Consider the following 23,489-nt stretch of genomic DNA (forward strand, 5'->3'; position numbering starts at 1 on the left):
CGGAAAGGTCAGGAGCATGCCTACGCGACGCCCCTATCCGAGCGATCTGTCCGATGCCCGCTGGGAGTTGATCGAGCCGGTGCTGTCCGCCTGGCGCTTCGAGCGTCGCGGCAGGGCCCTGGACTTCGGGCGGCCACCCGAACACGACCTGCGCGAGATCATGAATGCGAACTTGTATGTGGACGGCCCGCCGGCCAGCTTGACGAACGTCCTGCGGGAACAGCTCCCGCGGTCGCAGAAGTACCGGCGCACCTGGAGCCGGGCCACGACCCTACGGGAGCCCAACGGCCTTTCGGACACGCTGTTGGTAGGAGCTGATGTACACGCCTCGCCTGCTTCCGGCAGTCCGGGCACCGGCCCGGACGACCGGTGGACACCGCCTCCACCACCAGGCCGCCGGAGAAGTCGCTGACGCGCTCCACTCGCACATCGATCCCGGGAAAACAGCACATCCTCGACCGTCTTGCTCGCCACAGCAGGAAACACCCTGCTGAAACGACCCCCGTTCCCACCCCTCACCTGGAACCCCCGGACGAGGCGCGGCAGGAGGCTCCGGGCATGGAGGACGGCCGCATGGCGCTCCCGCCGCCGTTGCGGGTGGCCGTCGGGCTCCTTCTTTTCGGCGGCTTCGGCTTGGCCACCTACTGTGGCCTATCTGCGTTCTGCCGCCTGGCGCGTTTGCGCTTGGGGCACGGCGACAGGGGAGGCCGGTCGGCGAGACCACCCGCACCACGCTTCTCACCGGACTGCCCACGCCGGCGGGGGCCGTGCCCTACGCCAGCCGACCCCCGGCTGAAGCAGGGGTCCGCGCTCAAGAAGTCAGGTCAGCGGATGCTATTCGCGTCTCCTCGCTGGTCTCGGTCTCGTGGAGCCGACCTCACCGCATCCTCGGTGGTGGCAACGGGTGCAGGCCGGGGTAGGAAACGATCTTCGAGGTGATGGTGCCGAGAGCGTCGACGGAGATCGTGACCGTGTCGCCGGGCCGCAACGGTGGATGGGCGTCACAGCCCTCGCGTCCCCATAGCTCGGCGAGACAGCCCCCGCCGCAGGTGCCGGAGCCGAGTACGTCACCTGGGCGAACCTCTGTGCCACGGCTCGCATACTCGATCATCTCGGCGTAGGAGAAGTGCATCGCGTCCCACCGGTCGGTGCCGATCACCTCGCCGTTGACCACCGCGGTCATCCTCAGGTCGAAGGCCGTGCCCGAGCGGTACGGAGCAAGCTCGTCGGCCGTGACGAGTACCGGCCCGAGCGTGAGGGAGGTGTCCTTCCCCTTGGCGGGCCCTAGCCCGACAGTCATCTCCTCGAACTGCGTGTCCCGCGCAGACCAGTCATTGAGCAGGCAGTATCCCACGATGTGCCGTTCGGCCTCGGCCGCACGGATGTCCCGCCCGCCGAGCCCGATGACAGCGGCCGCCTCCAGTTCGAAGTCGAACAGATCACTCCCCGGGGGGACGGGGACGTCATCGTGCGGCCCCAGCACGGCGGTGGGGTTCGTGAAGTAGAACGCGGGAGCGTCGTACCACCGCGGCGGAATCTCGTCGGCGCCTGCAAGTCTCCGCGCGCCCTCGACGTGCTGTTCGAAAGTCATGAAATCGCGGACGGAGGGGGGATCGGGGATAGGTGACCGCAGCCGCACGCCGTTGAGGGGCAGGACGTCTCGCGGATCGCTCAGCGCTTGCTCTCCCGCCCGGTGCAGGCGTTCCCCGTCATCTCCCAGGAGCCCACGCAGGGTCACTCCCGAGGCGAGGGCGTAAATCCGCTCTTCGCTGAGCACGCCTACCCGGTCGGCGGGGTCGTCCGCAGGCCCGTCGGCGTAGGTGACGAATCGCATCGTGCCCGTTCCTTTCAGCCAGGGGACCGGCTCGGCCGGCCCCCGTCGTACCGCCGGCCCCTTGCGGCCACCAGTCCTTGCGACTTTCTGTGTGGCCCGAACCCGCGGCCGAGGTGGATCCGGATCCGCTCAACGTCGAAGGCAGCGTCGGGGCTGCACGACGGTGCAACCCCGACGCTGGATTGGACCCGCACCAGGGTCAGATTTAGGAAGCTGCCGAGCAGCGCGGGGAGCGATGAGGCGGTGAGGCCGACTGCATCATGCGGTCACCTGTCGCTCTCCCGTCCCGGCAAAGGCGACGCAGACCTGGCGGAGTTCACCGATGCCGCCGATACTCGTCTCGACGACGTCGCCCTCCAGGAGGAAGCGGGCGGGCTTCCGCGCTCCGCCGATCCCGGCCGGGGTGCCGGTGAAGACGATGTCACCCGGCATGAGGGGCAGGACCGCCGAGAGATGCTCCACCAGCTGGGGCACCGAGAAGATCAGCTGCTTGGTGGAGCTCCGCTGCATCGCCTCGCCGTTGATACGGCACTCGATCGGGAGGTCGTCGGGGTCGGCGACCTCATCGGGCGTGACCAGCCAGGGTCCTTGTGGCGCGAACCCGGGGAACGACTTGCCCAGCGAGAACTGAGGTGCGGGGCCGGCAAGTTGCAGGGCACGCTCCGAATAGTCCTGCCCCACGGTCAGACCGGCTACATAGGACCATGCTTCGGCGGCGGTCACCCGCTCGGCCCGGCGGCCCACCACGACCACCAGTTCGGCTTCCCAGTCGACCGTCGCCGTCGGCAGCGACAGTGCGCCGACCGGTCCGGTGAAGCTGCTGGCGAACTTCGTGAACGTCGGCGGTGACGTCGGGTAGTCGAATCCCGACTCATCAGCATGGTCGCGGTAGTTGAGCCCGATGGCGAAGACCTGCCGTGGGTCTGGCGAGGGCGCGCCGAGTTCCGCGAGGATCAACGGGATGCCCTTCATGGCGAAATCGATTGATGCGTGCTCTGCCCAGTCGACGAACTCGTCCCACGCGTCGTAGACGCTCCTTGGCCCGGGGCCGAAGCGCCCCTGGCTTGCTTCCGCGACGTCGACGAGGGACGTAGCGTCAGGCGAGATCAAAACCGAACGGCCATGACGTGTAGCGATGCGCATGCGTACGTGTCTTTCTGGCTGACAATTGTGGATGGGGCACGCCCGTGAGAGCGCCGTGGTCGGCTGCACAGGCCGGCAGTAGACAAGACGAGCCGACGGCGGTACCGATCACGCCGCCAGCGTGGCAGCCCACTGTGTGAAGATCTCGACGTACCGAGGCGGGTCGAACTGGTGCATCATGTGCAACGCGTCCGGCACCGACGCATAGTCGACCTTCACCCCGGCGGACCGCATCAACAGCCTGGCTCGGGCGGCCTGCTCGTCGGAGAGCGCTCCGACCAGGTGGCCGGTGTCCGGGTCGATGTCACGCATGTGGTGTGTGAGAAGCACCGGCGTTTTGACTTGGGTCAGCAACTGCTCGTGCGGACAGTGCAATGCGACGGTCCCCTCCCAGAAGGCCCGTGCCCATTCCGGGTCGTACTCCCGCATGTGCTGCGGGATCTCGTCCGCCACGAAGTACCGCGCCATCGGCGACGACGAGGCGTCGGCCGCGCGGCAGTAGCCCGTCCAGTCGCCGACGCTCCACTGGTCGCCGAGGTACGTGCGGTAGAGCTCGAACAGGGGCCCCGCCGCCTGACGGATCGAGTGACCGCACGTGGTGACGAGCTCGGACGCGAAGAACGGGGCGTCCTCGCACAGCACCCCCCGCACCTGCCCGGGCATGGAGTAGGCCGATAGCCAGGCCGCGAGGACGCCACCGGAGGAGTTGCCCGCGACGATGACGGGGCGCTTCACCACCAGGGCGATGAACCGGACCAGGTCGTTGCCGAAGTTGTCGAGGCTGTACCGCTTCGGGGTCCAGCTGCTGCGCCCCTGGCCCCGCAGGTCGACGGCGTAGACATGGAAGTTCTCGGCAAGCAGGCCCATCGCTTCCTCGTACCCCCACCATGAGCCAGTCTGCTCGGGGATCAGCAGCACGGCGGGCATGCCCGGCTCGCCGGCCTCGGCGTAGTTCATGGTGATCTCGCCGAGATCGGCCTGCTTCTCGGGATAGGCGTGCGGGACGAAGACGTCGCGCTGTGCGGGATCAGCCACCGTTATTGGCTCCTTCTCTTTGGTCTGCGATGCCCGAGTCATTGGACAACGAGTGTGGTCACGAGGAGTGTCCTCCGGTCATCAATGCGGCGAGGTCGTCGGGGGCGAGAAACGATGGCGGCGGGGGCGGTCCCCACTGGTACAAGGAGCGGGTGCCCTCCCACACACCCGGCGTCCACAGGGCGTCGTCGACGATGCAGTCGATGTCGGAGTGGTACTCGGAGAAGTTCCCGGCCGGGTCCTTGAGGTACCAGAAGAAGTTGGAGCCGATAGCGTGCCTGCCCAGGCCCCACACGTGCCGTTCCGGGTCGGCCTCGAGCATGGCCGTGGCGCCGCGCCCCACCTCATCGATGTCGTCGACCTGCCACGAAGTGTGGTGCAGGAAGCTGACCGGAGCGCTCTGGACCAGCACGTTGTGGTGGTCGGTGGAGCATCGGAGGAACGCGGCGACCCCGGGCACGGTGTCGCTGATCTTGAGTCCGATGCCCTCGATGAAGAAGCGCTGCGAGGTCTCCTGGTCGGTGGAGCCCAGCACGACGTGGCCCAGCTTCCGGGGACGCACCGGCCTGTCCCTCAGGACGGCATCCGCCCGCGAACCCAGCCGCGTCGCCTCCCCCGGGCGGTTGTACACCGGAGAGGGGCTCGGCTCGGAGGCGATGCGCGGGGCGATCTCGACGTGAACCCGCACGCCGGTGCCGGGATCGCCGGCCTCCACTGAAGCCGCGGACCGTTCGACCTCGACCCCCAACCTGTGCAGGCTGCCGGCGACACGGTCGAGGTCGTCCGGGTCGTCGACACCGATGCCGAGGTCAAGCAGTTGCCGGTGCGGCGCTTGCCTGAGAGTGAGCTGTTCGCCGCCGTCGACGGTGCTGAAGAGGGACGTGTCCTTGCCGCTGCCGGGGAGCGGTGTCAGGCCGAAGTCGGTGTAGTACGCGGCTGTGGCCGCGACGTCGGGTACGCCGAGCGTGATTGCGGTCAGTCGGTGCATGGGCACAGGTGTGCTCCTTCCTGCGTTTTCTCGCTGCTAGCCGTGGGTGACCCGCTGCACCGCGAAGTGCCACAGAGGCGGCTCAGGTCAACGCCTTCGAGGTCGCGGCCGCGCCAGGCGATGTGCTGGTCGGGCCGCACGAGGAGGTAGTCCTGAGTCCAGTGCGCCCCCTTGGGGAACTCAAGCAGGGTCAACGGGATGCCCAGAGCAGCGGCCCGATCGGCGAAGGCGGCGACCGCCTCCGCATCGGAGTCCGACGGTTGCAGCAGGGTCATTCCGAGGCCGAGATCGTCGTACAGGGCATGCCCGGGGGAGACCCACGCATGCGGAAGGCGTGCCCCCGGCACCGTCGTAGGGACATAGTTCTCCACGCCGAGGTGGGGAGGGTCGTCCTCGTCGGCACCGGTGATCACCGGCGAGCCCGCGTAGGAGTAGCCCAGTACCAGCCCCAGCGAATAGAACTCCTCCGCCTTGGTTTCCTGGATCCTTTCGGTGGTGGTTGCCCGTTCCGGTCCGGAAGCCCGCAGATTGCGGACGGCTGAGGCGAGGGTGAGTTCGGCCACGCCCCGACGCTCGACCTCGTAGGAAGCCAGCAACCCGGCACCGGCCCACCCCTGAAGCACCGCGGCGATCTTCCACCCGATGTTGACACCATCCCCGACACAGGTGTTGAACCCGTGTCCGCCCAGGGGCGGATTGACGTGAGCGCTCTCACCGACCAAGAAGACTCGCTCAGTGGCGAACTGGTCGGCCAGCATCATCCGTGGTGTCCACGGATCGGTCGAGAGCACTTCGATCCCGAGTTCCACGACGGATCGGCCCGCAAGCCGCGCGATCAGCTCCAAGGCGCTTTCGGTTCCGACCGGCTCACCGACCTCCCCGAGGCTGACCCACCACGTTCCATCGTGGTCCAGCGGGCCGACGACACCGGGCACGTCCGTCCCGACCACCCAGTAGTGGAGGGCCGTACCCGACGCGGGACGCAGACCGGGCGCCCGGATGACCGCGTTGAGGTTGGCGTATGGGGCGGAGCTGCCGTGCAGCGTGGCACCGATGCCGTCCCGCACCGTGCTTCGGCTGCCGTCGCAGCCGAGCAGGTACTCCGAGACCAGCCGGTAGGCCGATCCGTCGGCGCGGATGATCTCGCAGCTCACGCCGTCCGGCTGCTCGGTGAAGCCGCGCAGGCGCTCGCCGAGACGGATCTCGGCGAGGCCGGTGCGCGCCAGGTGCTCACGCAGGACGTCCTCGACGACCGGCTGCATCACCTGCTGCCCCGACTCGGCAGCCAATCCGTGCTCCGCGGCGCTGAGGCCGAAGACGTCCTGGAACTCGGTGATCGCCTCGCAGGCGAGATCGTCGCAGAACACGACACGTCGGCACCACTCACGTGAAAGCGGTGCCGCGCGGCGTACCGCATCCGCGACGCCCCAGCGGCGGAACAGCTCCATCGTCCTCGCACTCGTGGTCTTCGCGCGGGGCCTGATGTAGGAGATCTCGCGGCGCGGCTCGACCACGATGGATCGGATGCCGTGATGGGCAAGCTCGCTCGCGGCGGCCAGCCCAGCCGGGCCTGCGCCAGCGATCAACACCGACGGCTGCGCGTCGTGCGGATGAGTCATAGCGCTACTATTCGAGCTGTGACCAGCGAGAGGCACGGGCGATTTCAATGAGTGGAACGCGAGTGCCTCATCGTCACTCAGGACGGCCGTTGCACGGTGAGCCGATCCTGGAGCGGGCGTTCCGGGTCCTGGGTGCCTTCACAGAAGCCGGGGAAAGCCTGCCGCTCCACAGGCTCGCGGCTCGAGCAGGTCTTCCCAAGAGCACCACGTCGAGAATCGCGGCCCAGCTGATGGGTGTGGGTGCCCTCGAACGCCTCGATGACGGCGAATTCGTCGTTGGCCTACAGCTGCTTGAAATCGCGTCGCTGGCTCCCCGCGGTCACGGACTACGAGCCGCTGCGCTCCCGTTCATGGAGGACTTGCACCAGGTCACCCGCCAGCACATCCTCCTCGCGGTACGCGACGGCCATGAGGCCGTACTCGTCGAGCGCCTGTCGGCCCGGGACGCGGCGGCGGTCAAGTACCGGGTCGGCGGCCGCCTTCCTCTCACCGAGACCGGCATCGGTATCGCCCTGCTGGCCCATGCTCCCGATCAGGTGCGGGACGAGGCACTGGCCGGTGCGCCCGACGCGGGCCACCTCCGTCGACTCATGGCCACCGTCCGTACGGAGGGCGTCTGTGCCATGACGGGGCCCAATCCGCTACGCACCGGGCACGCTACGATGTCGACGGTCGCCGCCCCGATCTTGAACCGTCGTGGTGACCTATTGGGCGCGCTGTCACTGGTCGCGCCTGATGAGGGCGGAACCCGGGCCGCCGCTCGAATCGCGCTGCGAACGGCGAGCCTGGCGGTCTCTCGGACGGTGGGGCTCTGAGCTGCGACAGCGCCGAGTGGTGATCGCCGTCAACAGGCCGGCTCCGGAACCACGCATCCTCCATGCCCGAACCTTACGGATGGCCTTCGGCTCAGGAGTGCTTTCAGGAAGCTGGGAGTCTGCGGGCGAGGATCATGCACTGAGCGAGTTGGAGGAATGCGTCGTGTATGTCGTCCCGGGACTCCCGGCGCACACGTAAGCGACGCGGGCCGTGGAGATGGGCGATGGCGGATTCGGCCGGCCGCGTCCTCCAGGGGGCTCGGCCGGATCACCTCCGCACACCGTCGGGCGGCCGCGACTACATCCGAAGCGCCTACACCGCCGGTCCTGCCGTCCTCAGTCACCTATTTCTCCTGTCGTATCGTTGGGCGCATGGCAGCCCGAGGAAAGTCCGCCACGGTGGCGAACGAAGGGTCGAAGCAGGCTCCGCTGCTCGTCCTGGGAAAGATCTCCGAGATTCTCAACGCTTTCACACTGGCCCGGCCCTCTATGAGCCTGCGCGAGATCCAGCAGCAGACCGGACTGCCTGCCTCGACTGTGCAACGCCTGGTGACGAACCTGGTCGCGCACGGGTTTCTCGACCGCTCCGAGGACACGTTCCGGATCGGGGTGAAGATGGCCTACTGGGCGGCTGCCGCGGCTAAGGACCTCGACATCCTCCAGGTGGTCAACCCCGCTCTGAAGGACCTTCGCGACCGGACCGGGGAGACCGCGTGCTTCTTCCGCTCCGAAGGCACCCAGCGGGTGTGCATCGCGGTCGCCGAGACCCGGCACGCGCTTCGCCGGGAGATGTCGGTGGGGAAGATCGCCCCCATCGCCGTGGGGTCGTCGGGACGTGTGCTGCTGGCCTGGGATCCGGATCTCGCCGAGCGCGTACTGCGGGAAGAGCTTCCGCGGCTGACCGAGAGCACCGTGACCGACCGGGACGAACTGCGCAGGCTGATCAAGCAGACGCGTTCCGAGGGCTATGCCATCACGGTCGGCGAACGCATCGACGGTGCGTCGGGCCTCGCGGCCCCGGTGTTCGACTCGGCCGGCGATCTGGTCGGAGCGCTGATGGTCCATGGGCCGACGCTGCGCATGCCCTATGAGCGGTGTGTCGAGTGGGTCGATCTGGTGGTGGAGCATGCCGAACAGATCACCCGAGCGCTCGGCGGCCGATACCCGGCCTGAGCCGGAGCCGTTGTCCGATGACCCGGCCTGCCGCTTCCATGGCTGCCTCGTCGCTCGCCACGATGATGTCCGTGAACTCCTCGTGCAGAGGCCCGAGATCCGCGCCGACGGAGCCCGCCACGGCGAAGCGCGCGATGCCGACCGAGCGGGCCAGCACGGCCGAGACGATCTTCCCCTGACTGCTCTGTGCGTCGAGTCGCCCTTCCCCGACGATGACAGCTTCGGCGTCGCAGAGGTGGTCATCGAAGGACAGCCCGTTCAGGACGTAGTCCGCGCCTGATACGAGTTCGGCGTGGAACTGTGCCCACATCGCTCCGGCGAAGCCCCCCGCGGCCCCGGTCCGTGGCACGTGCGTCGGGTCGCGCCGCAGCAGCCTCGCCTGGTGATGCAGGCGCAGCGTCAGGGAGGCGACCTGCCTGGTATCCGCGCCCTTCTGCGGGCCGAACACCCGTGCCGCTTCCGCGTAAGGGGTGGTGACGTCGGTCAGGACCGTCACCGGGGTGCCGCGCAGACCACCGCGTTCGTCGATCGCCCGCAAGGCCCCGAACCCGCCGTCGCTGGTGGCGGATCCGCCTGCGGCCACGACGATCTCGGTGACGCCGTGACGGGCGGCGTCGGCCATCAGCATTCCGACGCCGTAGGTGTCGGCGGCCACCGGATCCCGCGGGCCGTCGTGGGGGGCGTTGATCCCGCACACCTGGGCGAGCTCGATGTAGGCGGCGCCGGAGGGCGCGAGCGCGATCGCTCCCTCGCATTCCGCCCCCCAGGGGTTGCGGGCAGGAGCGGCACGGTAGCGCAGTCCGAGGGGTTCGGTGAGTACGGCGAGCGTTCCCTCGCCGCCGTCGGCCACGGGTAGGAGCACGGGGACGGCCGAGGTTTGGTCCAGTCCCCGGCCGATAGCCGTGGCCACCTGCGGTGCGGTGTACGTGCCCTTGAAGCTGTCGGGCGCCACGAGGACCTTCACCGCCACGCCTCCGGGTTGACCGCATGGGCCGGCATCTCGCCCCGCGCTATGGCGACGGCGTTGTTCGCGCAGACCTCGGCCATGGTGGCGCGGACGGAGCGGGTGGCGCTGCCGACGTGGGGCAGGAGGGTGGTGTTGGGCAGGTCGGCGAGGCCGTCGGCGAGCGCGGGTTCGTCCTCGTACACGTCCAGCCCCGCCCCGGCGATCTCGCCCGAGCGCAGCGCATCGACGAGTGCTCTTTCGTCCACCACGGGCCCGCGCGAGGTGTTGACGAGGCAGGCCGTCGGTTTCATGGCGCGAAGTGTCTTCTCGTCCACGAGATGGTGTGTGGCGTCGGTCAATGGGACGTGCAGCGAGAGGAAGTCGCTGGTGCGCACCAGGTCGTCCCACTCGGCGAACTGGACCCTGCCGGCGAGGTGTCCGAGCCGCTCGCGGTGGACGGGTCCGCTACGTGTGGTGTAGCGGACGGTCATGCCGAACCCGAGGGCGCGTTCAGCCGTCGCCCGGGCGATCCGTCCGAAGCCGATGAGTCCGAGCGTTGTCCCGCTGACGTCGCCTCCGAGGAGCAGCTCGGGCTGCCAGCCCCGAAATTTCCCCGCGCGGACGAAGCGGTCCGCCTCCACGCAGCGCCGTGCCGTGGCCAGCAGGAGGAGCGTCGCGATATCGGCGGTGGCGTCGGTGAGGACACCGGGCGTGTTGCCCACGAGGATTCCGCGCTGTGTGGCGGTGGCCACGTCGACGTTGTCGTATCCGACCGCGTAGTTGGAGATGCCCTTGATCTTCGCGTCTTCCAGGACGGCCCGGTCGAACACATCCGTCAGCTGGGCGACGACGACGTCGACGTCACTTGAGGAACATTCCCGGCGCAGCTCGCCCGCGGACAGCCGCCGATCGGGCACACGCACCTCACCGGCCGCTTCCAGAATGTCCATTCCGGGAGCCGGGATGGGCGTTGTCACCAGGAACTTCATCGGCACTCCCGCGCGTCCGGCGCCGCCACGGCCCACTCGAACGCGGTGGTGCTGGAGTGCGCCGCCTGACCTGCCCGGGAACGGTTCGGCTCGTCCAGTTCCGCCAGCAGCCCGTCGGCCAGTGCGACCACGGCGCCGAAGGTGTCCGGCGTCAGCCAGTCGGGGCGCAGTGCGAACAGCAGGTCCTCGGTCGCGGCGTTTCCGCTGGCGCCGGGTGCGAACGGGCAGCCACCGAGGCCGCCGAGCGCCCCGTCCAGTTCGCTTGCTCCGGCGGCCACCGCGGCGAGGGAGTTGGCGACGCCCATCCCCCACGTGTCGTGCCCGTGGTAGACGATCCGTCGCGCGGGCGATCGCGTTGCCACTGCGGAGACCAGGCTGGTCACCTGGGCCGGTGTGGCCTGCCCGAGGGTGTCGCACAGCACGATATCCTCGGCGCCCTCAGTGCGGGGGTCGCTGGCGATCCGGAGCACTGTTTCCTGCTGGACGAGGCCGTCGAACGGGCAGGTGAACGCCGTGGCGACGCAGAGCTGAATGCGCCCGCCGGCCGAGCGCGCGTGCTCGATCGCCGCCGGCATGGCCGCGAGGCTGTCCTCGGTCGGCCGGCCGATGTTGGCCTGGTTGTGACGGTCGGACGCCGACAGGCAGTACTGGAAGTTCACCGCGCCCGCCCTCGCCGCCTTCTCGACGTGCCGTGGGGTGGCCACCCAGACCCAGGACCGGGCGAGTTCGTCCGGAGTCAGGCTTTCGATCACCTCCACTGTGTTGGCCATGGGCGGGACGAGGGCCGGATTGGCCAGCGAGCCGATTTCCAGGCTGGGGATGCCGAGGGAGAGGAGTTCGCGGACGATGGCCACCTTGCGGTCGGTGGACAAGGGCTTGCCGGTGAGCTGGAGGCCGTCGCGAAGGGTCACATCGCGCAAGGTCACAGGGGTACTCGTCACTTCTTCTCCATCTCCGTGATGATCGCGTCGGTCTCCTCGTCGGTCTTGCCGAGCAGGTCGGTGAGCACCTGTCGGGTGTGCTCGCCGAGGTCGGGGCCGAGGGACCGGACAGACAGGGACCTCTCGCCAAGGACGGGGACGATGCCGGGGAATCCCACCTCCCGGGACTCGCCTGCCGCTATCTCCACCGGCAGCCGCTGGATCATGTCGCGGGCGGCGAACTGCGGGTCCGCGCAGATGTCCGCCGCGGTGTAGATCGGGCCCGCTGGGACGCCTGCGGCGTCGAGGGCTTTGAGCACCTCGTCACGAGGAAGCGTCTCGGTCCATGCGTTGATCGCGCCATCGAGTTCGTCACGACGTGCCCATCGCTCCGCGTTAGTCCGCAGTCCGGGATCGTCGGCGAGGTCGGGACGGCCGATGGCCCGCATATAGCGCCGGAAGATCGCGTCGCCATTGCCTGCGATCACCACGCTGTGTCCGTCGCCACACTCGTACGCGTTGGTGGGGGCGATGCCCTCCATCCTGCCGCCGACCCGCTGCCGTTCAAGGCCGTAGGCGAGGTAGTCGGGAACAAGCGATTCCATCATCGAGAAGACGGCCTCGTGCAAGGCGACGTCCACCGTCCGCTCGGACAAGGGCGACTTCATGGGGACCCGTTCGCGCCGCAGGAGCGAGATCACGACGCCGAACGCCGCGTACAGGCCCGCGATCGAATCGCCGATGGACACTCCGACCCGGGAGGGCGGACGGTCGGCTTCCCCCACCAGGTGGCGAAGGCCGCCCATGGCCTCGGCCACCGCGGCGAATCCCGGGCGGTCCGACAGGGGCCCGGACTGCCCGAACGCGGAGATACGGGCCAGCACGATGTCGGGGTTGGCCTCTTCGAGGATGGCGGGGCCGAGTCCCCAGCGCTCCAGCGTGCCGGGGCGGAAGTTCTCGACCACGACATCGCATCGCCGCACCAGTTCGAGCACGGTCGCCCGGCCGCGATCCGTTTTGAGGTCCAGCACCACGGACTTCTTGTTGCGGTTGATGGTGCGGAAAAGCATGGAGACATCGCCGGCGTAGAGCCGCCAGTTCCGCAACTCGTCGCCGGTATTCGGGCGTTCGATTTTGATCACCTCGGCACCGAAGTCCGCGAGCAGCCGTCCGGCGGTGGGTCCCGCTATGTAGTTGCCGAGTTCGAGCACACGCACTCCATGCAGCGGCAACTGTGTGCGGCGGTTCTTCATGGGTCCTCACGTGGTAGTCGAGGGAGGGTCAGAGGATGGCGCTCAGCGCGAGGATCGGGCCCATCGCGACGACGGAGGCGACGGAGACCCCGACCGAGCAGGTCTTGAGCGTGCCTCGGGTGGTCTGGCCCATCAGGGACTGGAGCAGCCAGAAGGTGTTGCTGGTCAAGTGAACGAAGAACAGCGATCCGGCACCGGCGGACAGTGCGATCAGTACGGGATCGAGGCCCAGGGTGGGGGCCACCGGCGCGAGCATACCGGCGGCGGTGATCGCGGAGATCGTCACCGAGCCGACCGCGATGTGCAGCACCGCGGCCACCAGCCACACCAACAGCAGCGGGGCCCAGGTGTTGGCCTTGAAGTACTCGCCGAGGATGTCCCCCAGTCCGCAGGCGGCGATCACCGCTGCGAGACAGCCTCCGACGCCGTTGAGGAGGAGGATCTGTCCGCTGTCGCGCATGCCCCTGCTCAACGAAGCGTCCACCCGGGGCTGCCCGAGGTAGCGCCGGGCGACGAGGCAGGTGGCGACCAGTCCGAGCAGGAGAGCCACAACCGGGCTGGAGAGCAGTTCCACGACGGAGTTGTGCCATGTCGCCACCTGGGCGAGGGCTCCGGTGGCAATGAGGAGAAGGGAGACGAGGAGGGGCGAGAAGAGGAGAAGGAGTCCGGGCTGCGGCTGCGTGCGCGCCTTCACCTCCACAGCTGTCATGGTTCCGCCCGCAGGGCCGTTCTGGCCGACGCGGTCCGCGTGGTCGGCCGTACCGCCGTCCGCGGGCGCGCTCGGCGCCGGGCCGGGAACGTCCTCTTCATCGAGTGCCGGGTTCCACCAGCCGCGCGTCAGCGCGAAGTTCATGACGGCGATGGCGATGGTCACGGTCGGGATGACGACGATGAGTCCGTACAGCAGATACGTGCCGAGCGGCACGTCGAGGAGCGCGGCGAGCGCCAGCGCTCCGGCACCGGGGACCGTGAAGACGATGCCGCACTCCAGTCCGATGGCCAGCGCGGTGGCCATGCGGGCGGTCCCGTACCGGCCGAGCTTGGAGGCTATGCCCTTGGCCAGCGGCCCGGTGATCACCAACAGCACGTCCAGATAGATGGACTGTAGGAAGGTGGCGATCGTCAAGGCCATCGCGTGGGGGATCCGCTTCGGGCCCGCGGCGCGCAACAGGGTTTCGACGAGGCGCTCGATGGCTCCGAGGTCGCGCAGGAGTGCTCCGATGAGCACTCCGAACGCGATCAGGAGTCCGATGTCGGCCATGACGTCGCCGAACCCCTTGCTGATCGTCTTCACGGTCTTGTCGACCCCGAGGCCGGTCGCGAGACCGAGGTAACAGGCGCCCAGAACCAGGGCGACCACGGGGTTCATCCGCAGCCGCACGATCAGGAACACGATGGCGATCACGGCGACGGCCGTGTTGATCAAAATTGCGGTATCCGACATGCCCACCGTCCGTTTCGTGCGAGATGGGGCGTATATGAAGCTGGCGGCTCGATCCGGTGGCCCGCATTATGAGCACGAACCCACGATGCGGGTCAACAAAATCGACGCATCGAGCCCCGACTTCCGCTATCGCGGAGCCTGTGCGACCGCGCCGCCTTGTTGGGCAACCTCCCCTCGCAGGAGCGACCGCTGGGCAGCTCGCAGAACTGGCCCTCGTGCTCGTACGGATGCTGTACCTGGTCCGCATCACGCGTCTTCACACGGGTGGCGCGACGAAGTCAGCGGCTTGTTGTGGGTCGGTCATCGTGGAGGGGCAGCCGAAATGGGCGGCGGTGGACACTGCGCTTGCCGAGAATGTCGTCCGCCCTGGTAGGAGGCATGGACCCGGACTGGCGGTCGTCGGCTCCATCGCTCGAGTCGGCGCTCTCGCGTAGCGGGTAGTCCACGCGTCATGATGATCGACCGTGCTGCTGCGGCTGGCCTACCTGGGCGTGACCAACGCGTTCGCGCTGCTGCGCCTGCTGCCGGTGAGCGACCGGGACAAGGATGCGGAGACCCTGGCCCTCCGCCATCAGATCACGGTGCTCGAACGCCAACTCGGCGGTGACCGAGTGCGGTTCGAATGAACTCGATCATGGAACGCGGGACGGCGCCCGCTGGTACCGCACGGGTGATCTGGTCGGGGAGGCGGCCGACGGTGTCCTTGTGTTCAAAGGACGCTCCGACCGCCAGGTCAAGATCCGCGGCTTCCGGGTGGACCTGCTTCGATGTCGAGGCGCTGATCGGACGCTGCGAGGGGGTGTCGTCGGTCGCGGCCGCCAGGGTGGACCGCGCCGGGCACTCCTCGCTGGCCGCGTTCTTCGTTCCCCTGCCGGACTTCGAGCCGGGCGAGGTCGCCGCGGCATCCGCGACCGCCTGACCAGAACGGCGCCACCGCATCTGGCGCCCAGCCTGATTGTGCCGGTCGACGCGCTGGAGCAGACTCACACCGGCAAGGTGGACCGGAACGCGACCCGCGACCGCCGCCTGGGCGTCGTGGCGGCCATCCGATCAGCGCCGCCGCCACGGCTCCGGGAGCGGAGGTCGCGGAGCTGGCCGCGTTCGCTTCACGGAGGCTGGGCGTGGCACTCGTACCGGAGTCCGCACGGACCGACGACAGCGGCTGGGACTTCCGTGTCACCCACATCCGCGCCGCCGACGGCACGCACTGGATCCTGCGGCAGCCGCGGTGGCCGGAGTCCGCCGACCAGCTGGCCGTGGAGGGCGCCGTACTGAGCGCCATACGCGATCGGGTCCCGGTGCCGGTGCCCGGCTGGCGGATGCACACCCCGGACCTGGTCGCCTACCCCCGCCTTCCCGGCGAGGCGGCGGGCAGTGAGGACCCGGTCACCCTGGTCTACGGGTGGTCGATGGACCCGCTGGCCCACCCGGACCACTACCTCGAGCCGCTTGCCCGCTGCCTGGCCGCGGTGCACTCCACGCCCCTGAACGGCACAGGGCCGCCTGGTACTCGTCCACGGGGACGTGCACCCGGGCCACACCCTGGTGGAGCCCCACCCGTCCGGCCCCTCGGCGCTGTCGGCCCTGCTGGACTGGGCGAACAGGGGCATCGGTGATCCGGCGGCCGACTTCGTGGACATGCTCTACGCCGGCGACACGCACGTCCTCGACCGGCTCTTGGACACCTACCGGGCGGCGGGCGGCGAGGTCCCCGACGGCATGCGGTCGCACATCCTGGCCCGAGCGTCCTTCATCTGGGTCCATGTGGCGCTGCGCGGCCTGGACACCGGCCGCCCAGTGTGGGTGGAGACCGCGCTGCGGAGGATGGCCCGGTGAGTGGCGGGACGGCGTACACGGTCCACGGTTCGGGGCGACCGGTAGTCATGATCGCCGGTTCCGGCACCATAGAAGTCAACGCCTATGCCAACGGGCGCACCGCGCCGTTCGGCGGTGTCAAGAACAGCGGCCTCGCGCGAAGCCACCGACCGCACCCTGATCACCGGACAACGCCACCTCATCGCTCGGTGCGGACACGCCGGCGAGGTCATCTGCTGGAAGCAGGAACGACTGCGGAGGTGGCGGCGACTGCCGCCCGGAGGTCTGAACCGGTCAGCGCAGTCCCGCAGCCCTGCGGGACCGCTCGTCCCAGACCGGTTCCACTGCCGCGAACCGGGGCCCGTGTCCGCGGCGGTAGACCATCAGTGTCCGCTCGAAGGTGATGACGATGACACCGTCCTGGTTGTAGCCGATGGTGCGCACGCTGATGATGCCTACGTCAGGGCGGCTGGCGGACTCCCGCTTGTGGAGGACCTCGGACTGCGAGTAGATCGTGTCGCCCTCGAAGACCGGATTGGGCAGCCTGACCCGGTCCCAGCCGAGATTGGCCATCACGTGCTGGGAGATGTCGGTGACACTCTGTCCGGTGACCAGGGCGAGCGTGAAGGTGGAGTCCACCAGCGGCTTGCCCCAGGCGGTGCCCGCCGAATAGTGGCGGTCGAAGTGCAGGGGCGCGGTGTTCTGCGTCAGAAGCGTGAGCCAGGAGTTGTCAGTCTCCAGGACCGTGCGGCCCAGGGGGTGGCGGTACACGTCGCCGGTGGTGAAGTCCTCGAAGTAGCGGCCCTGCCAGCCCTCGACGGCAGCGGTGCGGGTGGCCTCCTGGCCCGGGTTCTCAGTCGTCATGGCGCTCATTCTGGGAAATCCCCGATCCGCTGTGAAATACCGAACCTTCACAGGGTTCATACGTACGGCGCATGAGCCCTGGACCGTACGTAGTCGAAGAACCTCGCCACCACTGGCGCGCGTGGTCCTCCGGCGAGTGTGATCACGCCGACCGTGCGGTGTGCCTGCGGATCCTGGAGTGGCACGGCGACGGCGTGTTCGCCGGGGCCGGATGGGCTGCCGGTGAGGGGGGCGACGGTCACGCCGAGGCCGGCGGCGACCAGGGCCCGCAGCGTGCTCAGCTCGGTGCTCTCCAAAGCGACCCGCGGCGTGAATCCGGCCGCAGCACAGAGCCGGTCGGTGATCTGGCGCAGTCCGAAGACCGGCTGTAGTGCCACGAACACCTCATCGGCCAGCTCCGCGGTCCGCACCCGGCGGCGTCTGGCCAGCCGGTGTCCGGGCGGGACGAGCAGGCACAGTGCCTCGTCCCGCAGCGGTGTCCACTCCACATCGTCCCCGGCTGGTCGCGGGCTGGTCAGGCCCAGGTCCAGTCTGCTGTTGCGGACGTCGTCGACGATGGTGTCGGCGGCGTCACCGCGCAGCTCGAAGGTGGTGCCGGGAGCCAGCCGGCGATACCCGGCGAGGAGGTCGGGCACGAGCCAGGTGCCGTAGGAGTGCAGGAAACCCAGTGCCACGGTGCCGGTGTCGGGGTCGATCAGGGCGGTGATGCGCTGCTCGGCGCCGGAGACCTCACTGATCGCGCGCAGGGCGTGGGCGCGGAAGACCTCGCCGTACTTGTTGAGCCGGAGCCGGTTCTGGTGCCGGTCGAACAGCGGAATGCCCACTCGTCGCTCCAGCCGCCGGATGGCCCGGGACAGGGTCGGCTGGGAGATGTTGAGCCGTTCCGCGGTGGTCGTCACGTGCTCGTGCTCGGCCAAGGCCGTGAACCACCGCAGCTCCCGTATCTCCATGCAGGGACTATACGTTCCGAGCATGGTCCTGGCGAGGTTTCGTCATTTCACAACGGTCGGGTGGCGGCCCACAGTGAGTCCTCACCAACCAGGACTCCATGGGAGGGACCCCATGTCCGAGCCGCATTCTCGCCCTGAGCACGAAGGCCCCGACGGGCCCCTGTCCGGTCTGCTCGTGGTTTCTCTGGAGCAGGCCGTCGCCGCTCCGTTCGCCACGCGCCAACTGGCGGACCTGGGCGCCCGCGTCATCAAGATCGAGCGCCCCGGCAGCGGCGATCTCGCCCGCGGCTACGACCGCACGGTGCGTGGCATGTCCAGCCACTTCGTCTGGCTGAATCGAGGGAAGGAGAGCGTCCAGCTCGATGTGCGCTCACCGGAGGGCAACCGGCAGCTGCACGCCCTGGTGGACCGGGCCGACGTCCTGGTGCAGAATCTGGCACCCGGCGCCGCGGTCCGCCTGGGCATCGGCCACCACGTCCTTGCGCTGAGCCACCCGAGGCTGATCACTTGCGACATTTCCGGCTACGGAAGTACCGGCTGCTACCGCGACCGCAAGGCGTACGACCTCCTGGTCCAGTGCGAAGCAGGGTTGGTCTCCATCACCGGCACCCCCGAGACCCCGTCCAAGGTGGGCCTGTCCATCGCGGACATATGCGCGGGGATGTATGCGTATTCCGGCATTCTTACGGCTCTGCTGAAGCGGGCCCGCACCGGCCGGGGCTCGCAGTTGGAGGTCTCGATGCTCGAAGCCCTCGGTGAATGGATGGGATACGCCGAGTACTACACGCGCTACGGCGGCACGGCTCCGGCCCGCGCCGGCGCCAGTCACGCGACGATCGCCCCCTATGGCCCGTTCACCACGCGCGACGGGCAGACGATCAACCTCGGGCTACAGAACGAGCGGGAGTGGGCTTCTTTCTGCGGGATCGTGCTGCGGCGTCCCGGTCTGTGCGACGACCCGCGCTTTTCCGGGAACGCCGACCGGGTGGCCCACCGCACCGAGCTCGATGTCCTGGTGAGCGAGGTGACGGGCACACTCACCGGCGAGGAACTGGTGGCGCGGCTGGAGGAGGCGTCGATCGCCTACGCACGCCAGCGCACCGTGCGGGAGTTCAGCGCACACCCCCAACTACGTGACCGTCGACGCTGGGCTCCCTTCGACAGCCCGGTCGGTGCACTGGAGGGCCTGATACCCCCGGTCACGTTCCACGGCGAGCACCCGCAGCGGCTGGGCCGGGTCCCGGAGCTGGGCGAGCACACCGAGTCCGTCCTGGCGTGGCTGGCCCCGTCCCACGGCGCCGCCCGCGAGGAGGCCAGCCATGCCGAATGAACTCATCGGAGTCCTGGCGCTCGCCGCTGTGTTCCTGCTCTCCAGCGTACGGGGGCTGAACATGGGCATGCTCGCCCTGGTCGCCACCTTCCTGCTCGGGGTGGTCGCCCTCGACCGAACGCCGGACGAGGTGCTGGCGGGTTTCCCGACGAGCATGTTCCTGGTGCTGGTCGCCGTGACGTTCCTCTTCGGGATCGCCCGCGTCAACGGCACGGTGGACTGGCTGGTGCATGTCGCGGTGCGGGCGGTGGGTGCCCGGGTAGGAGCCGTCCCCTGGGTGCTCTTCGGTCTGGCGACACTGCTCTGCGCGACAGGCGCGGCCTCGCCCGCGGCGGTGGCGATCGTGGCGCCGATCGGCGTCGCTTTCGCCGTCAAGCACCGCATCAATCCGCTGTATGCCGGGCTGATGGCGGTGAACGGGGCCGCGGCGGGCAGTTTCGCCCCCTCCGGGATCCTGGGCGGCATCGTCCACTCGGCGCTGGAGAAGAACCATCTGCCCGTCAGCGGCGGGCTGCTCTTCGCCGGCACCTTCGCCTTCAACCTGGCGGTCGCCGCGGTGTCATGGCTCGTCTTCGGGCGCAGACGGCTCGAACCGCAGGTTCTGGAAGAGGACACCGACCCTACGGAAATGGACCCGGCTTCTCGCCCAGGCACGGAGCAGGTGGTGACGCTGACCGCGATGGTCGCGCTGGTGCTGGGGACCACCGTCCTCTCCCTGGACACCGGTTTCCTGGCCCTCACCCTGGCGGCGTTGCTGGCGCTGATCTTCCCTGGCACGTCCCAGCAGGCCACCAAGGAGATCGCCTGGCCCGTGGTGCTCCTGGTGTGCGGCATCGTGACCTACGTCGCCCTGCTGCAAGAACTGGGCGTCGTGGACTCCCTGGGGAAGATGATCGCGGCCATCGGCGCCCCGCTGCTGGCCGCCCTGCTGATCTGCTACGTGGGCGGTGTCGTCTCGGCCTTCGCCTCGACCACCGGGATCCTCGGCGCCCTGATGCCGCTGTCCGTGCCGTTCCTGAAGTCCGGTGCCATCGGGACGACCGGCATGGTGATAGCACTGTCGGCCGCGGCGACCGTAGTGGACGCGAGTCCCTTCTCCACCAATGGTGCGTTGGTGGTGGCCAACGCTCCCGAGCGGCTGCGGCCCGGCGTGTACCAGGGGTTGTTGTGGTGGGGCGCCGGGGTGTGCGCGCTGGCTCCCACCGCCGCCTGGGCGGCCTTCGTGATCGCATGAGCGCGGTGAAGGGAGGGACACCTGTGGAGCCCGCTCCTCGTACTCTGCTCTTCGTGCCCGGCGACCGGCCGGAGCGCTTCGCGAAGGCGGCGGCCAGCGAGGCGGACGGAGTACTGGTCGACCTTGAGGACGCCGTGGCACCGGGTGCCAAGACCGTGGCGCGGGAAGCCGCGATCCAATGGCTGAGCACACACGACGGCTTCTTGAGGATCAACGCCGCGGACACCCCCTGGCACGCGGGGGACCTGGCCGCGCTCACTGCGGCCCGGAGGCTGCGCGGCGTGGTGCTGCCGAAGAGCTCGACGGCGGACGGCGTGGCCGAGGTGCTGCGCCGGCTGCCGGACGGTATGCCGGTGCTGGCCTTGGTGGAGAACGCCCTCGGGGTGCGGGAGGCCGCGGCCATCGCACAGGTACCCGGGGTGGCGCGGCTGCTCTTCGGAAGCATCGATCTCGCGCTGGACATGGACGTCGTCCCCTCGGAACCCGACGAGCCGGAGCTGCTGTGGGCCCGCTCTGCGCTCGTGGTGGCTTCCCGAGCGGCCGGATTGCCCGCACCGCTCGACGGTGTGTACACCCACCTTGATGACGAGGCTGGTCTGGCCGCCATCTCACAGCGCAGTCGCGGGCTGGGCTTCGGCGGTCGCATGTGCGTCCACCCTCGACAGGTCGCTGTAGTTCACCAGGCATGGCTACCGACGAACGCCGAGCTGGAATGGGCCCGGCGGGTTGTACAGGCCGCCGGGGACTCCGATGGCGCCGCAGTGCGCGTGGACGGACAGATGATCGACTGGCCGCGCCTACAACGGGCTCGATCACTGCTCGGTGCGTGTCGAGCGACACCTCTTGGTCAGCCAGGCGGGGAGGGCCGCATCTGACATCCTGCCTGGACAGCTTGGGCGCGGAATCGCAGGCGGCCGGAACCGGCACAGGATCGCCACCTCGACGACCTGTGCCGTCGCCTCCTGCGGCGGATGCCGGAGCCGGGCCAGCAGCAGGCGCCGCTGATCCTTGGCCACACGCCATCAGCCGGTCGGCCCCGGAGCCCGGCGCGGCGATCCAGCGCTGCCCGCGCAGGTCGGCGACGTCGAGCCGCCTTCCCGGGTGCGGATAGTGATGTCCGGGTGGGAGACACGCGGTCCTTCCCGCCGGTTCGCCCTCGCCTGTCCGTCGAGGAGCTACGGGCGGCCAAGAACACCCAGCCGATCCGTTCCCTGGACGACCTCGTGGCGGACACCTTCGAATCCGATGGTGATCGTGACGGGTGTCAATGTTCCGATCACGACAGGGGGGAAATGGGGGTGGGCAGGGCGATCGTGGAGGTGGCCTTGGCGATGTTCTCCGGACCGTTCCGCGGGGGCCAGATTCCGCGTTCGTAGGAGTCACGGCGGATCTTCAACCGGGCGTTGAGGTCGGGGAAGGGCCAGATGTGGGTGATACGGGGGGCGCCGTCAAGGCCGTACATGGCAGTCGTCAGCGGGTAGAGGCTGGTGCGTTCGGGTACTGCGGCCTCCCATCCAGCCATCGTGGGCACGAGACCCCCGACTTTGAGGTGGTAGGTGCGGAATTCGTAGACCGAGCCGTAGTGCCCCGGTTCGACCGGTGGCAGGAAGGGGAACGGGGCGTAGCTTTCCACCTGGAAGGCGGTTAGGTGCTCACCGATACCGAACGGGTCTGAGCTGGTGAGGACGCGCCTGCGCTCCTCGGTGAGTTCCTCGGCGTTCTCGAAGCCGCGCAGAACGAGCAACTGCCCGACGATGACGCCGTGTTCGGGTTCCCAGCAGCCAAGCAGTTGGCCGCCGGTGGAATCGCTCGTGGTGTAGGCCTCCAGCGCGGACAGCGCCTTCCGGACCGCGTACAGCTTGAGTGACAGGGTGGCGAGTTCGTAGAGCATGGCGGATGTCTCCCGATGGTTTTTTCAGCACTGTCGCTCTCTTATCGGGCCAGCGCGGCAAGGTGCTCGAACAGCTGCGCGTCGCTGACGCCGGCACGGCTTGACTCCTCACCGAGGACCCCGAAGATCGGGTCCCACCGGGTGATCGTCATCTCCTGCACCTGGCCCTCCACCAGGTAGGGGTCGGTGGCGACGATCTTGTGCAGAGTCTCCTCATCGGCCGCCGCGAACACCAGCAACGCGGTGCGCTCCCACGCCCGGCCCGGCCGTCCCGGCGCCGTTTCCGTGTGGGTGGTCGGTCCTGAAGCGCGCAGCTGACCGGACTCCACGCGCTCGACCAGCCACCGCAGGTGCGCGTCGAGGTGGCGTGCCCAGCCGGTGGGATCGCGGTGGACGTAGGTGACGACGAAGTGCGGCATGGCATTTCCCTACTTGATTTCCGGCGGTTCGCTCGGCCGCCTGACGGCGACAGGATTGCCTCATCGCGGCGCAACGAACTAAAGTGAAACATCATTTTAGTTTCGAGAGCAAGCCCCGAAGGAAGGCCACGCCAGTGGAGACCCCCACCGGAGCACCCGGAGCGCCGAAGCGTCCCCAGCACCCACGCAGCGCTCGGGCGCATGACGCAGTACTGACAGCCACCAGCGCACTCATGCGCGAGGACGGCATCCCGGCGATCACCATCGACCACATCGCCAGCCGGTCCGGTGTAAGCACGGCCACGATCTACAAGCATTGGCCCTGTAAGGCCGCGATCATCGCGGAGGCATTCGGTCGCGACACGGCCAAGGCGGTGGCACTCCCCGACACCGGCCACCCCATCGACGACCTTGTCACCTACGCCGCCGATCTGCTGACCTACTACACCAGTTCGAAAGGCGCCCTCTTCGGGCAGTTGCTGGCCACCTGCGCGACCGAGCCGCAGGCCGCACCGTACTTCCACGAGTTCTTCCTCATGCCCCGCCGGGCAACCCTGGAGCCGTGCTGGGAGCGGGCGGCCGAGGCAGGGTTGACCCGGCCGGGCGTGGATGCGGCGACGGCCACGGACGTGCTGATGGGCCCACTGGCGTTCCGCCTGCTGTCCGGGCACGGATCACTCGCCCCCGACGAGGTGCGCAAACTGGTGGAGTACGCCCTGCACGGCCTGCTCGCCCCAGGCACCCACCGCGACAGCTGAGTCATCAGGTTTTGCGTCCAGCGCCGCCTCCGGGAGGCCCCATGGAGCCTCGGCCTGCCTCCCGACCCC

At 68.8% G+C, this 23,489-nt stretch carries 24 protein-coding genes and 3 pseudogenes; 12 read left to right on the forward strand and 15 right to left on the reverse strand.

The window, feature by feature from the left end:
• Positions 1–16: 16 nt before the first annotated feature.
• Positions 17–184 (forward strand): annotated as a pseudogene (locus ACJX2R_RS11185) (transposase); the annotation flags it as partial.
• A gap of 693 nt (positions 185–877) precedes the next feature.
• On the opposite strand, the gene ACJX2R_RS11190 reads toward ACJX2R_RS11185, so the two are convergent.
• The 5 genes from ACJX2R_RS11190 to ACJX2R_RS11210 form a co-directional block, all read right to left on the reverse strand.
• Positions 878–1,834, reverse strand: coding sequence for a fumarylacetoacetate hydrolase family protein (locus tag ACJX2R_RS11190; protein ID WP_413099958.1), 957 nt, complete (start codon positions 1,832–1,834; stop codon positions 878–880).
• Between the two features lie 258 nt (positions 1,835–2,092).
• Positions 2,093–2,977, reverse strand: a complete 885-nt coding sequence (locus ACJX2R_RS11195; RefSeq protein ID WP_413099959.1) for a fumarylacetoacetate hydrolase family protein — start codon at positions 2,975–2,977, stop codon at positions 2,093–2,095.
• A 108-nt stretch (positions 2,978–3,085) separates the two neighbouring features.
• Positions 3,086–4,012: an alpha/beta hydrolase gene (locus ACJX2R_RS11200; RefSeq protein ID WP_413099960.1), complete on the reverse strand. Its 927-nt coding sequence runs from the start codon at positions 4,010–4,012 to the stop codon at positions 3,086–3,088.
• A 58-nt stretch (positions 4,013–4,070) separates the two neighbouring features.
• Positions 4,071–5,006 carry a VOC family protein gene (locus tag ACJX2R_RS11205; RefSeq protein ID WP_413099961.1) on the reverse strand — a complete coding sequence of 312 codons (936 nt, stop codon included), beginning with the start codon at positions 5,004–5,006 and terminating at the stop codon, positions 4,071–4,073.
• Complete coding sequence (locus ACJX2R_RS11210) at positions 4,988–6,619, reverse strand: FAD-dependent monooxygenase (protein WP_413099962.1); 1,632 nt, start codon at positions 6,617–6,619, stop codon at positions 4,988–4,990. Before ACJX2R_RS11210 ends, ACJX2R_RS11205 begins: the two co-directional genes overlap by 19 nt.
• A 47-nt stretch (positions 6,620–6,666) precedes the next feature.
• Here ACJX2R_RS11210 and ACJX2R_RS11215 point away from each other — a divergent pair.
• Both ACJX2R_RS11215 and ACJX2R_RS11220 read left to right on the forward strand, forming a co-directional pair.
• Positions 6,667–6,861, forward strand: a pseudogene (locus ACJX2R_RS11215) (helix-turn-helix domain-containing protein); the annotation flags it as partial.
• Between the two features lie 108 nt (positions 6,862–6,969).
• On the forward strand, positions 6,970–7,434 hold the full coding sequence (locus tag ACJX2R_RS11220) for an IclR family transcriptional regulator C-terminal domain-containing protein (RefSeq protein ID WP_413105822.1): 465 nt from the start codon (positions 6,970–6,972) through the stop codon (positions 7,432–7,434).
• 103 nt (positions 7,435–7,537) lie between these two features.
• Here ACJX2R_RS11220 and ACJX2R_RS11225 read toward each other — a convergent pair.
• A pseudogene (locus ACJX2R_RS11225) lies at positions 7,538–7,675 on the reverse strand (IS5/IS1182 family transposase); the annotation flags it as partial.
• A 131-nt stretch (positions 7,676–7,806) separates the two neighbouring features.
• On the opposite strand from ACJX2R_RS11225, the gene ACJX2R_RS11230 reads away from it, so the two are divergent.
• Entirely contained in the window at positions 7,807–8,607 is an 801-nt protein-coding gene (locus ACJX2R_RS11230; protein WP_413099963.1) for an IclR family transcriptional regulator, read from the forward strand.
• On the opposite strand, the gene ACJX2R_RS11235 is transcribed toward ACJX2R_RS11230, so the two are convergent.
• From ACJX2R_RS11235 to ACJX2R_RS11255, 5 genes are read right to left on the reverse strand one after another with little or no spacing between them, the layout of a single operon-like run.
• A complete protein-coding gene (locus ACJX2R_RS11235) occupies positions 8,573–9,577 on the reverse strand; it encodes a glycerate kinase (RefSeq protein WP_413099964.1) in 1,005 nt (334 codons plus the stop codon). The two genes, ACJX2R_RS11230 and ACJX2R_RS11235, sit on opposite strands and share 35 nt — an antisense overlap.
• Positions 9,568–10,542: a 2-hydroxyacid dehydrogenase gene (locus tag ACJX2R_RS11240; protein ID WP_413099965.1), complete on the reverse strand. Its 975-nt coding sequence runs from the start codon at positions 10,540–10,542 to the stop codon at positions 9,568–9,570. Before ACJX2R_RS11240 ends, ACJX2R_RS11235 begins: the two co-directional genes overlap by 10 nt.
• Positions 10,539–11,483, reverse strand: coding sequence for a hypothetical protein (locus tag ACJX2R_RS11245; RefSeq protein WP_413099966.1), 945 nt, complete (start codon positions 11,481–11,483; stop codon positions 10,539–10,541). Before ACJX2R_RS11245 ends, ACJX2R_RS11240 begins: the two co-directional genes overlap by 4 nt.
• Entirely contained in the window at positions 11,480–12,715 is a 1,236-nt protein-coding gene (locus ACJX2R_RS11250) for a CaiB/BaiF CoA transferase family protein (protein ID WP_413099967.1), read from the reverse strand. Before ACJX2R_RS11250 ends, ACJX2R_RS11245 begins: the two co-directional genes overlap by 4 nt.
• 28 nt (positions 12,716–12,743) lie before the next feature.
• Complete coding sequence (locus tag ACJX2R_RS11255; RefSeq protein WP_413099968.1) at positions 12,744–14,159, reverse strand: GntP family permease; 1,416 nt, start codon at positions 14,157–14,159, stop codon at positions 12,744–12,746.
• Between the two features lie 464 nt (positions 14,160–14,623).
• On the opposite strand from ACJX2R_RS11255, the gene ACJX2R_RS11260 reads away from it, so the two are divergent.
• The 4 genes from ACJX2R_RS11260 (at position 14,624) to ACJX2R_RS11275 (ending at position 15,995) form a co-directional block, all read left to right on the forward strand.
• Entirely contained in the window at positions 14,624–14,785 is a 162-nt protein-coding gene (locus ACJX2R_RS11260) for a hypothetical protein (protein ID WP_413099969.1), read from the forward strand.
• A 71-nt stretch (positions 14,786–14,856) separates the two neighbouring features.
• A complete protein-coding gene (locus ACJX2R_RS11265) occupies positions 14,857–15,078 on the forward strand; it encodes a hypothetical protein (RefSeq protein ID WP_413099970.1) in 222 nt (73 codons plus the stop codon).
• Positions 15,079–15,280: 202 nt separating this feature from the next.
• Complete coding sequence (locus ACJX2R_RS11270) at positions 15,281–15,775, forward strand: phosphotransferase (RefSeq protein WP_413099971.1); 495 nt, start codon at positions 15,281–15,283, stop codon at positions 15,773–15,775.
• Entirely contained in the window at positions 15,705–15,995 is a 291-nt protein-coding gene (locus ACJX2R_RS11275) for a phosphotransferase (protein WP_413099972.1), read from the forward strand. The genes ACJX2R_RS11270 and ACJX2R_RS11275 overlap by 71 nt, the downstream gene beginning before the upstream one ends.
• A 273-nt stretch (positions 15,996–16,268) precedes the next feature.
• On the opposite strand, the gene ACJX2R_RS11280 is transcribed toward ACJX2R_RS11275, so the two are convergent.
• Positions 16,269–16,838 (reverse strand): MaoC family dehydratase, encoded by a 570-nt coding sequence (locus ACJX2R_RS11280; protein WP_413099973.1) that lies wholly within the window; start codon positions 16,836–16,838, stop codon positions 16,269–16,271.
• A 56-nt stretch (positions 16,839–16,894) separates the two neighbouring features.
• Positions 16,895–17,788: a LysR family transcriptional regulator gene (locus tag ACJX2R_RS11285; protein ID WP_413099974.1), complete on the reverse strand. Its 894-nt coding sequence runs from the start codon at positions 17,786–17,788 to the stop codon at positions 16,895–16,897.
• A gap of 112 nt (positions 17,789–17,900) precedes the next feature.
• Between ACJX2R_RS11285 and ACJX2R_RS11290 the strand changes: the two genes are divergently transcribed.
• The 3 genes from ACJX2R_RS11290 to ACJX2R_RS11300 are packed head-to-tail and all read left to right on the forward strand — an operon-like array spanning position 17,901 to position 21,227.
• Positions 17,901–19,118 (forward strand): CaiB/BaiF CoA transferase family protein, encoded by a 1,218-nt coding sequence (locus ACJX2R_RS11290; protein WP_413099975.1) that lies wholly within the window; start codon positions 17,901–17,903, stop codon positions 19,116–19,118.
• On the forward strand, positions 19,108–20,352 hold the full coding sequence (locus ACJX2R_RS11295) for an SLC13 family permease (protein ID WP_413099976.1): 1,245 nt from the start codon (positions 19,108–19,110) through the stop codon (positions 20,350–20,352). Before ACJX2R_RS11290 ends, ACJX2R_RS11295 begins: the two co-directional genes overlap by 11 nt.
• A gap of 23 nt (positions 20,353–20,375) precedes the next feature.
• Positions 20,376–21,227 (forward strand): HpcH/HpaI aldolase/citrate lyase family protein, encoded by an 852-nt coding sequence (locus tag ACJX2R_RS11300; RefSeq protein WP_413099977.1) that lies wholly within the window; start codon positions 20,376–20,378, stop codon positions 21,225–21,227.
• 401 nt (positions 21,228–21,628) lie between these two features.
• Here the strand turns inward: ACJX2R_RS11300 and ACJX2R_RS11305 are convergent, their stop codons facing one another.
• Positions 21,629–22,243 (reverse strand): NIPSNAP family protein, encoded by a 615-nt coding sequence (locus ACJX2R_RS11305; RefSeq protein WP_413099978.1) that lies wholly within the window; start codon positions 22,241–22,243, stop codon positions 21,629–21,631.
• Positions 22,244–22,284: 41 nt separating this feature from the next.
• Positions 22,285–22,662, reverse strand: coding sequence for a YciI family protein (locus ACJX2R_RS11310; RefSeq protein ID WP_413099979.1), 378 nt, complete (start codon positions 22,660–22,662; stop codon positions 22,285–22,287).
• 134 nt (positions 22,663–22,796) lie between these two features.
• Between ACJX2R_RS11310 and ACJX2R_RS11315 the strand changes: the two genes are divergently transcribed.
• Positions 22,797–23,420 (forward strand): TetR/AcrR family transcriptional regulator, encoded by a 624-nt coding sequence (locus tag ACJX2R_RS11315; protein ID WP_413099980.1) that lies wholly within the window; start codon positions 22,797–22,799, stop codon positions 23,418–23,420.
• The last annotated feature ends 69 nt before the right edge of the window (positions 23,421–23,489 follow it).

The organism is Streptomyces sp. Inha503 (genome assembly GCF_047215865.1).
Lineage (GTDB): Bacteria > Actinomycetota > Actinomycetes > Streptomycetales > Streptomycetaceae > Streptomyces > Streptomyces lycopersici.

Coding starts and splice junctions, on each gene's coding strand:
- ACJX2R_RS11310 (WP_413099979.1), bottom strand. CDS start 22,662: ATGCCGCACTTCGTCGTCACCTACGTCCACCGCGATCCCACCGGCTGG.
- ACJX2R_RS11190 (WP_413099958.1), bottom strand. CDS start 1,834: ATGCGATTCGTCACCTACGCCGACGGGCCTGCGGACGACCCCGCCGAC.
- ACJX2R_RS11220 (WP_413105822.1), top strand. CDS start 6,970: ATGGAGGACTTGCACCAGGTCACCCGCCAGCACATCCTCCTCGCGGTA.
- ACJX2R_RS11295 (WP_413099976.1), top strand. CDS start 19,108: ATGCCGAATGAACTCATCGGAGTCCTGGCGCTCGCCGCTGTGTTCCTG.
- ACJX2R_RS11230 (WP_413099963.1), top strand. CDS start 7,807: ATGGCAGCCCGAGGAAAGTCCGCCACGGTGGCGAACGAAGGGTCGAAG.
- ACJX2R_RS11240 (WP_413099965.1), bottom strand. CDS start 10,542: ATGAAGTTCCTGGTGACAACGCCCATCCCGGCTCCCGGAATGGACATT.
- ACJX2R_RS11250 (WP_413099967.1), bottom strand. CDS start 12,715: ATGAAGAACCGCCGCACACAGTTGCCGCTGCATGGAGTGCGTGTGCTC.
- ACJX2R_RS11305 (WP_413099978.1), bottom strand. CDS start 22,243: ATGCTCTACGAACTCGCCACCCTGTCACTCAAGCTGTACGCGGTCCGG.
- ACJX2R_RS11290 (WP_413099975.1), top strand. CDS start 17,901: ATGTCCGAGCCGCATTCTCGCCCTGAGCACGAAGGCCCCGACGGGCCC.
- ACJX2R_RS11280 (WP_413099973.1), bottom strand. CDS start 16,838: ATGACGACTGAGAACCCGGGCCAGGAGGCCACCCGCACCGCTGCCGTC.
- ACJX2R_RS11255 (WP_413099968.1), bottom strand. CDS start 14,159: ATGTCGGATACCGCAATTTTGATCAACACGGCCGTCGCCGTGATCGCC.
- ACJX2R_RS11285 (WP_413099974.1), bottom strand. CDS start 17,788: ATGGAGATACGGGAGCTGCGGTGGTTCACGGCCTTGGCCGAGCACGAG.
- ACJX2R_RS11195 (WP_413099959.1), bottom strand. CDS start 2,977: ATGCGCATCGCTACACGTCATGGCCGTTCGGTTTTGATCTCGCCTGAC.
- ACJX2R_RS11210 (WP_413099962.1), bottom strand. CDS start 6,619: ATGACTCATCCGCACGACGCGCAGCCGTCGGTGTTGATCGCTGGCGCA.